Source organism: Bacillus methanolicus MGA3, assembly GCF_000724485.1.
In the GTDB taxonomy this organism is placed as follows: Bacteria; Bacillota; Bacilli; order Bacillales; family Cytobacillaceae; genus Bacillus_Z; species Bacillus_Z methanolicus_A.
The window spans coordinates 1,114,326-1,127,501 of record NZ_CP007739.1; the positions used below are offsets into that span (position 1 = coordinate 1,114,326).

At 37.8% G+C, this 13,176-nt stretch carries 14 protein-coding genes and 1 other annotated feature; all 14 genes read left to right on the forward strand.

Translation table 11 applies throughout. The features are described from left to right. Positions 1-66 precede the first annotated feature (66 nt). The 14 genes from ftsA (at position 67) to BMMGA3_RS05590 (ending at position 13,156) form a co-directional block, all read left to right on the forward strand. Entirely contained in the window at positions 67-1,344 is a 1,278-nt protein-coding gene (gene ftsA, locus BMMGA3_RS05525) for a cell division protein FtsA (RefSeq protein WP_003348899.1), read from the forward strand. 41 nt (positions 1,345-1,385) lie between these two features. Further along, positions 1,386-2,525, forward strand: a complete 1,140-nt coding sequence (ftsZ, locus tag BMMGA3_RS05530; RefSeq protein ID WP_003348900.1) for a cell division protein FtsZ — start codon at positions 1,386-1,388, stop codon at positions 2,523-2,525. Positions 2,526-2,805: 280 nt separating this feature from the next. Beyond that, positions 2,806-3,750: a sigma-E processing peptidase SpoIIGA gene (gene spoIIGA, locus BMMGA3_RS05535; protein ID WP_003348901.1), complete on the forward strand. Its 945-nt coding sequence runs from the start codon at positions 2,806-2,808 to the stop codon at positions 3,748-3,750. Positions 3,751-3,788: 38 nt separating this feature from the next. Beyond that, on the forward strand, positions 3,789-4,508 hold the full coding sequence (sigE, locus tag BMMGA3_RS05540) for an RNA polymerase sporulation sigma factor SigE (RefSeq protein WP_003348902.1): 720 nt from the start codon (positions 3,789-3,791) through the stop codon (positions 4,506-4,508). Positions 4,509-4,665: 157 nt separating this feature from the next. After that, positions 4,666-5,445: an RNA polymerase sporulation sigma factor SigG gene (sigG, locus tag BMMGA3_RS05545; protein ID WP_003348903.1), complete on the forward strand. Its 780-nt coding sequence runs from the start codon at positions 4,666-4,668 to the stop codon at positions 5,443-5,445. A 101-nt stretch (positions 5,446-5,546) separates the two neighbouring features. Beyond that, on the forward strand, positions 5,547-5,816 hold the full coding sequence (locus tag BMMGA3_RS05550) for a YlmC/YmxH family sporulation protein (protein WP_003348904.1): 270 nt from the start codon (positions 5,547-5,549) through the stop codon (positions 5,814-5,816). Positions 5,817-5,890: 74 nt separating this feature from the next. Further along, positions 5,891-6,703: a peptidoglycan editing factor PgeF gene (gene pgeF, locus BMMGA3_RS05555; RefSeq protein ID WP_003348907.1), complete on the forward strand. Its 813-nt coding sequence runs from the start codon at positions 5,891-5,893 to the stop codon at positions 6,701-6,703. Between the two features lie 6 nt (positions 6,704-6,709). Further along, complete coding sequence (locus BMMGA3_RS05560; RefSeq protein WP_003348909.1) at positions 6,710-7,381, forward strand: YggS family pyridoxal phosphate-dependent enzyme; 672 nt, start codon at positions 6,710-6,712, stop codon at positions 7,379-7,381. Positions 7,382-7,399: 18 nt separating this feature from the next. Next, positions 7,400-7,837: a cell division protein SepF gene (locus tag BMMGA3_RS05565; RefSeq protein ID WP_003348911.1), complete on the forward strand. Its 438-nt coding sequence runs from the start codon at positions 7,400-7,402 to the stop codon at positions 7,835-7,837. A gap of 7 nt (positions 7,838-7,844) precedes the next feature. Beyond that, positions 7,845-8,108, forward strand: a complete 264-nt coding sequence (locus BMMGA3_RS05570; protein ID WP_003348913.1) for a YggT family protein — start codon at positions 7,845-7,847, stop codon at positions 8,106-8,108. 72 nt (positions 8,109-8,180) lie between these two features. Next, the gene (locus tag BMMGA3_RS05575) at positions 8,181-8,954 is read left to right on the forward strand and encodes a YlmH family RNA-binding protein (RefSeq protein ID WP_003348914.1); all 774 of its coding nucleotides are present in this window, start codon (positions 8,181-8,183) and stop codon (positions 8,952-8,954) included. 83 nt (positions 8,955-9,037) lie between these two features. Next, positions 9,038-9,559 carry a DivIVA domain-containing protein gene (locus BMMGA3_RS05580; RefSeq protein ID WP_003348916.1) on the forward strand — a complete coding sequence of 174 codons (522 nt, stop codon included), beginning with the start codon at positions 9,038-9,040 and terminating at the stop codon, positions 9,557-9,559. A gap of 49 nt (positions 9,560-9,608) precedes the next feature. Then, positions 9,609-9,836, forward strand: a binding site (T-box leader). 90 nt (positions 9,837-9,926) lie between these two features. Beyond that, positions 9,927-12,701: an isoleucine--tRNA ligase gene (ileS, locus tag BMMGA3_RS05585; protein ID WP_003348918.1), complete on the forward strand. Its 2,775-nt coding sequence runs from the start codon at positions 9,927-9,929 to the stop codon at positions 12,699-12,701. Positions 12,702-12,868: 167 nt separating this feature from the next. Further along, positions 12,869-13,156, forward strand: a complete 288-nt coding sequence (locus BMMGA3_RS05590) for a hypothetical protein (protein ID WP_003348919.1) — start codon at positions 12,869-12,871, stop codon at positions 13,154-13,156. The last annotated feature ends 20 nt before the right edge of the window (positions 13,157-13,176 follow it).

A 13,176-nucleotide genomic window follows, 5' to 3' on the forward strand; every position in this document is an offset into this window, starting at 1 on the left:
TAATTATAAACTTTTTCACGATAAGTTGTTGTTCAATTTTTGAATTGCAAAAGGAGGTGCCAAAGAATGAACAGCAATGAAATATATGTAAGTCTTGACATCGGTACATCCAATGTAAAAGTTATCATAGGTGAAATGGTCAACGACTCCTTAAATATTATCGGTGTAGGCAATGTGAAATCTGAAGGCCTTAAGAAAGGCTCCATTGTTGACATAGATGAAACCGTTCATTCTATAAAAAGGGCAATTGAGCAGGCAGAGAGAATGATAGGAATGGACATTACGCAGGTAATTGTAGGTATTACCGGTAATCATGTAATGCTTCAGCCATGTCATGGTGTGGTAGCTGTATCAAGCGAAAACCGTGAAATTTCTGATCAAGATGTTGCAAGAGTGATAGATGCAGCCCAAGTCGTTTCCATTCCGCCTGAGAGAGAAATAATCGATGTTATTCCAAAACAATTTATTGTTGATGGATTGGATGAGATTACTGATCCAAGGGGAATGATTGGTGTACGACTTGAAATGGAAGGCATCATTATTACAGGTTCGAAAACCATCCTACATAATACACTGCGATGTGTGGAACGCGCAGGTTTAGAAATTATGGACATAACATTACAGCCTTTGGCAGCCGGGTCATTCGCCCTCTCCAAAGATGAAAAAAACCTTGGAGTTGCTTTAGTTGACATAGGCGGCGGGTCAACAACAATTGCTATATTTGAAAATGGCAACTTAAAAGCAACTTCCGTATTGCCTGTAGGAGGAGACCATATCACGAAAGATTTATCAATAGGTTTAAGGACATCTACTGAAGATGCAGAAAAAATAAAAATAAAACATGGACATGCCTTTTACGATTATGCATCAGAGGATGAAGTATTCAGTGTTCCAATCATTGGAAGCGACCAACATCAACAATTTAATCAGCTTGAAATTTCTGATATTATTGAAGCAAGAATGGAAGAAATTTTTGAATTAATCCAAAATGAAATTAGAAGATTAGGAGTTTATGATTTACCGGGCGGTTATGTTTTAACAGGCGGTGTAGCCAATATGCAAGGTGTATTGGAACTAGCACAAATTGTTTTTCAAAATCGGGTCCGAATTGCTATACCAGACTATATAGGCGTTCGGGAACCTCAATATACAACAGCTGTCGGTCTAATTAAATTTGCTTATAAAAATGCAAGATTGCAAGGAAGAAAACCGGTATCAGCTGTTTCAGAAACAAAAGAAAAACGCGTTCAAAAACAGCCGCAACCAAAATTAAAACCGGAAAAACAACCGGAAGAAAAAGTGACATCAAGAGTGAAAAAGTTCCTAGGCTATTTTTTTGAATAGACCGATCAAACAGGAATAACGACGAATTAGGAGGATTTGTGATGTTGGAGTTTGATACAAATTTAGATCAACTAGCTACAATAAAAGTGATTGGCGTTGGTGGCGGCGGAAACAACGCGGTTAACCGTATGATAGAGCACGGAGTACAAGGTGTTGAGTTTATTTCTGTCAATACTGATGCCCAGGCACTTAACCTTTCTAAAGCAGAAGTGAAAATGCAAATTGGCGCTAAGCTTACTAGGGGGCTTGGTGCAGGAGCAAATCCGGAAGTAGGCAAAAAAGCTGCTGAGGAGAGTAAAGAGCAGATTGAAGAAGCGTTAAAAGGTGCAGATATGGTGTTTGTTACCGCTGGTATGGGCGGTGGAACCGGAACAGGTGCAGCTCCTGTTATTGCGCAAATCGCCAAAGAATTAGGTGCGTTGACTGTTGGGGTTGTAACCCGTCCATTTACATTCGAGGGAAGAAAGCGGGCAAATCAGGCTGCAGGCGGAATTGCTGCGATGAAAGAAGCAGTTGATACACTGATTGTCATTCCAAATGACCGCTTGTTGGAAATTGTAGATAAATCGACCCCAATGCTTGAAGCGTTCAGGGAAGCAGATAACGTGCTTCGACAGGGAGTTCAAGGTATTTCTGACCTAATTGCTGTTCCGGGATTAATTAATCTTGATTTTGCGGATGTAAAAACGATTATGTCAAATAAGGGTTCCGCTTTAATGGGAATTGGCGTTGCATCCGGAGAAAACAGAGCTGCTGAGGCAGCGAAGAAAGCAATTTCTTCACCGCTCTTAGAAACTTCCATTGATGGAGCTCAAGGGGTATTGATGAACATTACCGGCGGCACAAATTTAAGTTTATATGAGGTTCAAGAAGCTGCTGATATCGTAGCTTCAGCTTCTGACCAAGAAGTGAATATGATTTTTGGTTCCGTAATAAATGAAAACTTGAAAGATGAAATTGTTGTCACTGTTATTGCAACCGGTTTTAATGAAGAGGCTGTTCAACCAAAATCATCAAGATCTTCATTTGGTGGAGTTCAGGCAAAACCAAATATCCCAAGTGTGAAGCGTGAGCTAAAACGGGATGAAATTCCTCAGGAAAACTTGAGAAGTTCCTCCATTCCAAGTGAAGATCCGCTAGATATTCCAACTTTCTTAAGAAACAGAAATCGCCGACGTTAAAAAGAAAATCCTGATTCCGTTTAAAAGGAATCAGGATTTTTTTTATCGGATTCTTTCTAAATTATGTGGAAAAAAAAACTGACAAATTCCGCAATGAAAAGAGAATTTTTCTTTTCTTTTGATTACAGAAAGTGACACACTTCTTAAACGGATGTGCGTTATACTTCTTCATAACGAAAAGATTCATTGAAAGATTCAATTTATATTCGATTCATTCAGGGCGTGCTTTCTCTTTATCAAATAAAGCAGTATGAGAGGCTTCCAAAAGGAGGAGGTAATTATGACGGTCTATTTGGATGTAATTTGGGCCCTGAATTTTTTGTTTGATAGTTTACTCCTTTATTTAACTGCGACAATTCTAAAAAGAAATTGCCAAATATGGAGAGTTTTTTTGGGCGGATTCATTGGTTCAATTATCATTCTATTGTCAGTAACACCGCTTCATTCTTATTCGTCCCATCCACTATCTAAATTGCTTTTTTCGGTCGCAATGATCGTTGCTGTGTTCGGATATAAAAGGTGGCGCTATTTTTTTAACGGATTGATGACATTTTATATGACTACCTTTTTAGCTGGCGGAGCAATCATTGGAGCCCACTATTTTATTCAATTTGATTTTAAACTGTCATCTTCTGTGATGCTGTCGAGTGTGAGAGGATTTGGCGATCCGATAAGCTGGTTATTTGTACTGATTGGTTTTCCAATTGCATGGCATTTTTCAAAACGTAATTTCGATTCAATCGAGGTTGTAAAACTTCAATATGAACAGCTCGTTAATGTAAAAATTACAATATGGGGAAGGGAAATATTTATTAGAGGATTAATTGATAGCGGAAATCAGCTTTATGATCCCATCTCAAAATTGCCTGTTATGTTTGTATCATTAAAGAAAGCAGATGAAAGAGTTCCGGATATCATACTGAAAATTGCCGAAAATCCGGAAGAAGTTATTTTTGGAAATAAAGAAATACCTTCAAAACTAGAAAAAATCATGCGAATTATTCCAACCCGTGTTGTCGGACAAGAACACCAGCTTATTATTGGCTTAAAACCCGAAAATATCGAAATTGAAAGAAATGGGGTCTGTTGGCAAACAAAAAGCGGACTTGTTTCGTTTACAATGCAACAGCTTTCAGCTGATGACTCGTTTCAATGCATCGTTCATCCTAAGATGCTCACCGGCCCAATTAAAGAAGATCAGTATAAAAATGTTAGTCAATATTAATATACTCAGAAAAACTCAAGATAGAAGGAGGACAATTCATGAAAAATATAAGACTTCGCTTTTTATACTATTGGTATAAATTGTTAATAAAACTCGGATTAAAAACGGATGAAATATACTATATTGGTGGAAGTGAGGCATTGCCTCCTCCTTTAAGCAAGGAAGAAGAAGAACTGCTGTTGAAAAAGCTTCCAAAAGGTGATAAAGCTGCCCGCTCTATATTAATTGAAAGAAACTTGCGTCTAGTTGTTTATATCGCTCGTAAATTTGAAAATACAGGCATTAATATTGAAGACTTAATCAGCATTGGCACCATTGGCTTAATTAAAGGTGTTAATACATTTAATCCTGAGAAAAAAATCAAATTAGCGACATATGCATCCCGCTGTATTGAAAATGAAATTTTGATGTTTTTGCGCAGAAATAATAAGATCCGATCTGAAGTATCGTTTGATGAACCGCTGAATATCGATTGGGATGGGAATGAACTTTTGTTGTCAGATGTGTTGGGTACTGAAAATGATATTATTACGAAAGATCTTGAGGCGACTGTAGACCGTAAATTGTTAATAAAAGCACTACACCAATTATCCGATCGGGAAAAACAAATTATGGAACTGCGTTTTGGCCTTGGAAACGGTGAAGAAAAAACACAGAAGGATGTAGCAGATATGTTAGGAATTTCCCAATCGTACATATCACGGCTTGAAAAAAGAATTATCAAAAGATTAAGAAAGGAATTCAACAAAATGGTTTAGGAAAAAATATTTTTATCCGAAAAATCACTTGATTTCATTATAAACTTCGTTTTAATCGCCTGTTTTTGGCACATTGCCAAAAAACGGTGAGTGCATATTTTTCCTACTCACGGAGATACTGAACTTGTACAGCAACTCCTGTGAGGAGGGAAAAGAATTGACTCGAAATAAAGTTGAAATTTGCGGTGTAGATACTTCTAAGCTGCCTGTATTAAAGAACGAAGTGATGAGGGAACTGTTCAAACAAATGCAAAACGGTGATTTAACTGCACGTGAAAAACTAGTAAACGGTAATTTGCGCCTCGTCTTGAGTGTCATTCAGCGATTTAATAACAGAGGAGAATTTGTTGATGACCTGTTCCAGGTTGGCTGTATCGGTCTTATGAAATCCATTGATAATTTTGATTTAAGTCAAAATGTTAAGTTTTCAACATATGCCGTTCCAATGATTATCGGGGAAATTCGGCGTTATTTAAGAGATAATAATCCTATTCGGGTTTCCCGCTCATTGAGGGACATTGCTTATAAAGCTCTGCAAGTGAGAGAAAGGCTGATGAGTGAAACATCTAGGGAACCTACAGCGGAGGAAATTGCAAAAGTTCTGGAAGTTCCCCACGAAGAAATTGTATTTGCATTAGATGCCATCCAAGATCCGGTATCGTTATTTGAACCTATTTATAATGATGGCGGAGATCCGATTTATGTTATGGACCAATTAAGTGATGAGCGAAATAAAGATTCACATTGGGTAGAAGAAATAGCATTAAAAGAAGGAATGCGGCGGTTAAATGACCGTGAAAAACTAATTTTGCGAAAACGGTTTTTTCAAGGAAAGACCCAAATGGAGGTTGCCGAAGAAATCGGAATATCTCAAGCACAAGTTTCCCGCCTTGAAAAAGCTGCTATTAGACAAATGAATAAAAATATACAAAGCTAAAGCTGCCGAAAAGGCGGCTTTTCCTTTTTTAATAAAAAACAATTTTTTTCTTCTTTCAAACATATACATAATTAGAGAACAATTCAGGGAGTGGAGAAAATATGGTAAAAATATCTGACTTTCAAATAAAAGATGTTGTGAACATATCTGATGGAAAAAAGCTTGGGAACATCGGGGACATAGAAATAAATCTAAATACAGGAAAGATAGAAGCGGTCATTATCGGAGGAGCCGGTAAGGTACTTGGTTTTTTTGGACGTGATGAAGAAATCATTATTCCATGGAAAAATATTTTAAAGATCGGGGAAGATGTTATCCTTGTCCGCTATAAAGATCAAGGGGAAATTAGGCATGTGGAAGAAGATGTGTAAATACATGTTTTTAGACTGTGCCCGCATTTTTTGATATGGTAAACTATATGAAAAACAAATGAGGGGAATAAAGAATGGAGCCGTTCGTTCTTGAAAATAAAGAGTTTTTAATTATTAAAGATTGGGTAGAAGAAAATCAAGGATTGATAGCTGGGTTTACGACCAGAAATCAAAGATGGTCTGACACACCTTTTAATCTAGGTTTTCACGTTGCTGAAAATCAGCAAGATGTATGTTTAAATAAGGAAAAATTGTCTGAACTCCTTGAGTTTCCTTTATCCAGTTGGGTCGGTGCAGAGCAAACCCATGAAGTGTTTATAAGAAAAGTTACGAAAGAGGATAAAGGAAAAGGTTCTGTTATTTATGACGACTCATTGAAGCGAACGGATGGTTTTTATACATTTGAAAAGGATATTTTATTAACTTTGTGTTTTGCGGACTGTGTCCCAATTTATTTTTTTGAATCCAAAAGCCAATGTTTGGGTATTGCACATGCTGGCTGGAAAGGGTCTGTAAATGGAATCGCCGAAGAAATGGTCGCAAGCCTGGCAAACGAAGGAGTAAAACCCGACGAATTAATGGTCGTTATCGGTCCTTCTATCTGCGAAAAATGTTATATTGTAGATGATCGTGTTATTAAATTAGTCCAAAATAGACTAGAAGCTGTCGAAAAAAAGCCATATAATTTAATACAAGAAAATCAATATTGCCTAAATTTACAAGAACTAAATAAACAAATTCTTATCAAAAATGGAGTTTTGGAAGAACATATCGCGGTTACTCAACTATGTACAAGCTGTCATAGAGACCTATTTTTCTCACATCGCCGTGATAAAGGGAAAACTGGCAGAATGATGGGATTTATCGGTTGGAAGGAGGTTTTCTAACAGAAAATGGACGTTTCATCAAGGCTGGCAAAAATAAAAGCAGATATCGAACAAGCATGCGAAAGAGCGAATCGCCTGCCTGAAGAAGTTAAAATCATTGCTGTTACGAAATATGTCACAGTTGAAAGAGCGAAGGAAGCGCTTGAAGCTGGAATTCTTCATCTAGGCGAAAACAGGGATGACGGTTTACTGGCTAAATGGGAAGTTTTAAAAGAAAACGCTGTTTTTCATTTTATTGGCACATTGCAATCACGGAAAGTAAAAAACATCATTGATAAAGTAGAATATATTCATTCTTTGGACAGGCTCTCACTTGCGAAAGAAATTAATAAAAGGGCCAGTCGCAAAATGAAATGTTTTGTTCAAGTCAATGTATCCGGTGAAGAATCGAAGCATGGGATTTCTCCAGAGGAAGTGACCGATTTTGTCAAGCAGCTGGAAGAATATCCGAATATCATTGTTTGTGGTCTAATGACAATGGCTCCATATACGAAAGATAATGATTTCATAAGAACCTGTTTTCGAAAATTGAAGGAGCTGCAGAAAATGGTCCAAGATTTGAACCTTGAACATGCACCATGCAATGAACTGTCAATGGGAATGTCAAATGACTACATAATCGCTGTCGAAGAAGGAGCAACGATGATTAGGATTGGCTCTGCTCTCGTAGGGGAATAATAATTGGAGGTGTGAAATATGAGCATTAAATCGAAAATAAAAACATTTTTTTTCTTAGATGATGAATATGAGGATCAGGAACAAGAAATGGAACAAGAAAATTTTGAACCGATAAAGCCTCAAAAACAGACGGCGCAAAAACAAAATGTTGTTAGTTTGCAAAGCGTTCAGAAATCTTCCAAAGTTGTGTTAATCGAACCTCGGGTTTATGCAGAGGCACAGGATATCGCCGATCATTTAAAAAACCGCAGAGCAGTTGTTGTTAATTTACAAAGAATTGAACATGACCAAGCAAAAAGAATTGTCGATTTTTTAAGCGGGACTGTATACGCAATTGGTGGAGATATTCAAAAAATTGGAACAAGTATTTTCCTTTGTACACCTGATAATGTAGAGGTAACAGGCAATATTTCGGAATTCATGCAAGAGAATGATTATCGTGATAAGAGGTGGTAAAAGTTAAATGGAAATAGTACTGGACTTAATATTAAAATTGTTTGAAATTTATTCTTGGGCATTGATCATTTATATTTTAATGTCCTGGTTCCCAAATGCCAGAGAATCGGCAATTGGCCAATTTTTGGCGAGAATCTGTGAACCGTATTTAGAACCTTTTAGAAGGTTAATACCTCCGATAGGCATGATTGATGTTTCGCCAATCGTTGCCTTTTTAGTGTTGAAATTTGCTAGATTCGGCGTTGTCCAAGTATTTACATGGTTTTCTTAAGGGCGTTTCTCTTACAATACTTGATGGTTTTTAGCCCCCAATGATTTCCGTTTATCGTAAGGAGCCGTGTTTATGTCTATTTATCAGCATTTTCGTCCTGAAGAAAGAGAATTTATTGACAGGGCTATTCATTGGAGAGAATATGTTGAAACTACATATGCCCCAAGGCTGACCGAATTTTTGGATCCCCGTGAACAGCAAATTTTAAAAGCAATTGTTGGACAAAATGAAGAATTATACTGCCATTTTTTTGGCGGAACGGATGGAGTTGAGAGAAAAAGGGCATTAATATGCCCCGATTATTATCAAGTTGAAAAAGAAGATTTTCAAATTGGCTTGTATGAAATCAATTATCCGAAAAAATTTATAACGATCGAACATCGTCAAGTCCTTGGAAGCCTTATGTCTCTTGGCTTAAAACGGGGGAAATTTGGCGATATCCTGATTGAAGGCGATAAGGTTCAATTTTTTGCTGGGAAAGAAATCGCAGATTATGTGAGTTTGCAATTAGATTCAATCGGCAAAGCTTCTGTTACTATAAATGAGATACCTTTGGAAAATGCGATTCAAATAACCGAATCGTGGACAGAGGAAACATCAACGGTTTCATCATTGCGCCTTGATGCGGTAATTTCTGCATTATATAATTTATCTCGGCAAAAATCTCAAAATTTGATTCAGAACGGGCTTGTAAAAGTAAATTGGACTCTTGTTGAAAATAAATCGTTTGAGTGCGGGGAAGGTGACGTGATATCCGTCCGCGGATATGGAAGATCAAAAATTTTTTCGATTGAAGGAAAAACAAAAAAAGATAAATGGCGTATGATTGCAGGCAGACAAAAATAAATTTTTTAGCAGGATTCATGCTAATTTTGTCGAAATATTACATATGCATGCTAGCAAGTGACTCGAATTAGGAGGTGGCATCATTGCCGTTAACCCCATTGGATATACATAACAAGGAGTTTAGCAGAAGTTTTCGTGGATATGACGAAGACGAAGTGAATGAATTCCTCGATCAAATCATTAAGGATTTTGAAATGTTAATTCGCGAGAATAAAGAATTGGAAGACAAGCTGAATGAACAGACAGAAAAGCTTGATCATTTTACAAATATAGAAGAAACATTAAATAAATCAATTTTAGTAGCGCAGGAAGCAGCAGAAGAAGTAAAGAGAAACGCTCAAAAAGAAGCAAAACTAATTATTAAGGAAGCAGAAAAGAATGCCGACCGCATTGTTAATGAAGCGCTGTCTAAAGCGAGAAAAATCGCTCTTGAAATTGAAGAGTTGAAAAAACAATCGAAAGTTTTCCGCACAAGGTTTAAAATGTTAGTTGAAGCCCAGTTGGACATGTTGAATAATGATGATTGGGATCATTTGCTTGAATACGAACTTGATGCAACGGAATTAAAAGCAACATCAGCAGAAGAAGAAGACTCACTGGCTTGACGAACTGCAAGATTATCGCATATAATTTCTAAACAAATACCAAATCATGATATTGACGATGACAGGGACAGTACAGTTTCCATGCCTTGTTTCAGCGAACCGGGGGAGGTGGGAGCCCGGTATAAGCGGAAATTGGAAGATCACCCTTGAGTTCCGAATCGAACGCGCTGCCAGTAGATTCAGGCGTTTCATTCACGTTACGAATGTCTGAGCGGACAGAATTTTTCTTGTTCTGTCTACAAGGGTGGTACCGCGGGAAAACCTTCTCGTCCCTTATGGGATGAAAAGGTTTTTTATTTTTGTTAAGAAGCAATATGTTGATATCAAAAATCAGATTGATATGTGAGTATTACAGGAGGAAAGAAGAATGGATTATAAAGAAACACTGTTGATGCCGAAGACGGAGTTTCCAATGCGTGGAAATCTTCCGAAAAGAGAACCAGAGATTCAGGCAAAATGGGAAGAAATGAATATTTATCAAAAAGTGCAGGAAAGAACAAAAGGACGCCCGATGTTTATCCTGCACGACGGACCGCCGTATGCGAATGGTGATATCCATATGGGCCACGCCTTAAATAAAATCTTAAAAGACATCATCGTCCGCTATAAATCAATGAGCGGATACCATGCACCATATGTGCCTGGATGGGATACACACGGACTGCCGATTGAGCAAGCATTAACAAACAAAGGCGTAAATCGTAAAGAGATGACTGTATCTGAATTCAGGAAACTGTGTGAAAAATATGCATATGAGCAAATCGACAATCAACGCACACAGTTTAAGCGCCTTGGCGTCCGCGGCGACTGGGAAAATCCTTACATTACCTTAAAGCCGGAATACGAAGCACAGCAGATTAAAGTATTCGGTGAAATGGCCAAAAAGGGGTACATTTATAAAGGCCTTAAACCGGTTTATTGGTCTCCTTCAAGCGAATCTGCACTAGCTGAAGCAGAAATTGAATATAAGGATAAACGATCTCCGTCGATCTATGTCGGATTTAAAGTGAAGGATGGAAAAGGAATATTAGATACGGATACGCAAATCGTTATTTGGACGACCACTCCTTGGACGATTCCGGCAAATCTTGGAATCACTGTGCATCCTGAACTTACTTATATTGTTGTAGAAGAAAAAGGAAAGAAATATTTAATCGCTGAAGAACTGCTTGAATCAGTAAAAAATGAGCTTAGCTGGGAAAATCCTGCTATTATGAAAAAAATCAAAGGAAGAGAGCTTGAATACATTATCGCATCTCATCCATTGTATGATCGTGATTCACTCGTTATGCTTGGGGAACATGTCACGACTGATGCAGGTACAGGCTGTGTTCACACTGCTCCGGGACACGGGGAAGACGACTTCAATGTTGGCCAAAAATACGGTCTTGATGTGTTGGCTCCGGTAGACGAGAAAGGTTACATGACTCATGAAGCACCGGGATTTGAAGGATTATTTTACGATGATGCCAACAAATCTATCACACAGAAGCTTGAAGAAGTTGGAGCTTTATTAAAATTATCGTTTATTACGCACTCCTATCCGCATGACTGGAGAACGAAAAAACCGGTTATTTTCCGTGCTACGTCACAATGGTTTGCATCTATTAAAGATTTCAGAAACGAGTTGCTAGAAGCCGTTAAAGAAACAAAATGGGTTCCTGCATGGGGAGAAACTCGCCTCTATAACATGATCCGCGACCGCGGAGACTGGTGTATTTCCCGCCAACGCGTTTGGGGTGTACCTATTCCGGTCTTTTATGCTGAAAATGGTGAACCGATCATTACAGATGAGACAATTAATCATGTATCCGAATTATTCCGTAAATACGGATCAAACGTTTGGTTTGAACGTGAAGCGAAAGATTTGCTTCCTGAAGGCTTTACACATCCTGGAAGCCCAAACGGCCGTTTTACAAAAGAAACTGATATTATGGATGTTTGGTTTGATTCAGGATCTTCGCATCAGGCAGTTCTAGAAGAGCGAGAAGATTTACAGCGCCCTGCTGATTTGTATTTAGAGGGATCAGACCAATATCGCGGTTGGTTTAACTCATCTCTGTCAACAGCTGTTGCCATTACCGGAAAAGCTCCGTACAAAGGGGTTTTGAGCCACGGATTTGCCTTAGACGGCGAAGGCAGAAAAATGAGTAAATCTCTTGGAAATGTAGTAGTTCCTGCGAAAGTAATGGATCAGTTTGGTGCTGATATCTTGCGTCTTTGGGTAGCTTCCGTTGATTATCAATCAGATGTGCGCGTATCTGATGCCATTCTGAAACAAGTTGCCGAAGTTTACCGGAAAATCAGAAATACATTCCGCTTCCTGCTTGGAAACCTGGCTGATTTTAACCCGGAAAAAGATGCTGTTCCATATGAGAATTTGCGTGAAGTTGATCAGTTTATGCTTGTTAAATTAAATAAATTAATTAAATATGTTCATGATTCATATGAAAACTATGAGTTTTCCGGCATTTATCATGCTGTTAATAATTTCTGTACACTTGATTTAAGTGCATTCTATCTCGATTTTGCAAAAGATATTTTATACATTGAAGCTGCCGATAATAAAGAGCGCAGATCCATTCAAACTGTTCTGTACGAAAGCTTATTGGCTCTAACAAAACTTGTCGCTCCAATTCTTTCACATACAGCTGATGAAGTTTGGTCTCATATTCCATTTGTGAAGGAAGAAAGTGTTCAACTGACAGATCTTCCTAAATATAAAGAGCTCCCAAATTCAAAAGCACTTGAAGAGAAATGGACATCATTCATGAAGCTTCGCGATGATGTACTAAAAGCGCTGGAAGAAGCGCGTAATGCAAAAACAATTGGTAAATCATTAACAGCAAAAGTAACATTATATGTGAATGATAAAACGAAAGCTCTTCTTGACTCTATACAAGAAAACGTTAAACAGCTGTTTATCGTTTCAGGGTTTGAAGTAGCCGGTTCATATGACGAAGCGCCTGATCATGCATTGAAATTAGATACAGCGGCCATCATTGTTTCAAAAGCGGAAGGAGAAACATGTGAACGCTGTTGGGTTGTCACACCGGAAGTCGGCCAAGATCAACAACATCCGACACTTTGTCCGCGCTGTGCAACAATTGTGAAAGAACATTACAGCCATATAATAAACTGACATGAATGTTGGGGCTGACTCTGATTTTGAGTCAGCCTCAATTTTATATTGTAATGACATAAAAACTTTTCCAACCCGGTAAATTGATGTTCTAATTGTAAAAAGTTAAAATGCGTCCGTTCACTTTAAATGGCAATAATAAAAAAAAGAGACGGAGGCAGATCGAAATGGAAAATCAACATAACGAAATATATTCAGAACTCCGTAAAATGAAGGCAGAGCTTGAGGAAAAATCGAAAAGAAAAATTTCAAACGAATTGATTAACGAGTTTATTCAGGAAGAAATTCAAGATATTGAATACACATTAAAAAAAATCGAAACAGGCGAGTTTGGAAAATGTGAAATTTCCGGTGAATTGATCCCATTTCATTATTTGACTTCAATACCTACATTAAGATCTGCAAAGGACATAAAAAAGGTAGAACGCTTTTACAAAAAATCTTTTTACTCATAATCAAAGGAGAATAACTGTCG

Coding starts and splice junctions, on each gene's coding strand:
- BMMGA3_RS05560 (WP_003348909.1), top strand. CDS start 6,710: ATGGACGTTTCATCAAGGCTGGCAAAAATAAAAGCAGATATCGAACAA.
- spoIIGA (WP_003348901.1), top strand. CDS start 2,806: ATGACGGTCTATTTGGATGTAATTTGGGCCCTGAATTTTTTGTTTGAT.
- ftsA (WP_003348899.1), top strand. CDS start 67: ATGAACAGCAATGAAATATATGTAAGTCTTGACATCGGTACATCCAAT.
- sigE (WP_003348902.1), top strand. CDS start 3,789: ATGAAAAATATAAGACTTCGCTTTTTATACTATTGGTATAAATTGTTA.
- ileS (WP_003348918.1), top strand. CDS start 9,927: ATGGATTATAAAGAAACACTGTTGATGCCGAAGACGGAGTTTCCAATG.
- ftsZ (WP_003348900.1), top strand. CDS start 1,386: ATGTTGGAGTTTGATACAAATTTAGATCAACTAGCTACAATAAAAGTG.
- BMMGA3_RS05550 (WP_003348904.1), top strand. CDS start 5,547: ATGGTAAAAATATCTGACTTTCAAATAAAAGATGTTGTGAACATATCT.
- BMMGA3_RS05575 (WP_003348914.1), top strand. CDS start 8,181: ATGTCTATTTATCAGCATTTTCGTCCTGAAGAAAGAGAATTTATTGAC.
- BMMGA3_RS05570 (WP_003348913.1), top strand. CDS start 7,845: ATGGAAATAGTACTGGACTTAATATTAAAATTGTTTGAAATTTATTCT.
- pgeF (WP_003348907.1), top strand. CDS start 5,891: ATGGAGCCGTTCGTTCTTGAAAATAAAGAGTTTTTAATTATTAAAGAT.
- BMMGA3_RS05565 (WP_003348911.1), top strand. CDS start 7,400: ATGAGCATTAAATCGAAAATAAAAACATTTTTTTTCTTAGATGATGAA.
- BMMGA3_RS05590 (WP_003348919.1), top strand. CDS start 12,869: ATGGAAAATCAACATAACGAAATATATTCAGAACTCCGTAAAATGAAG.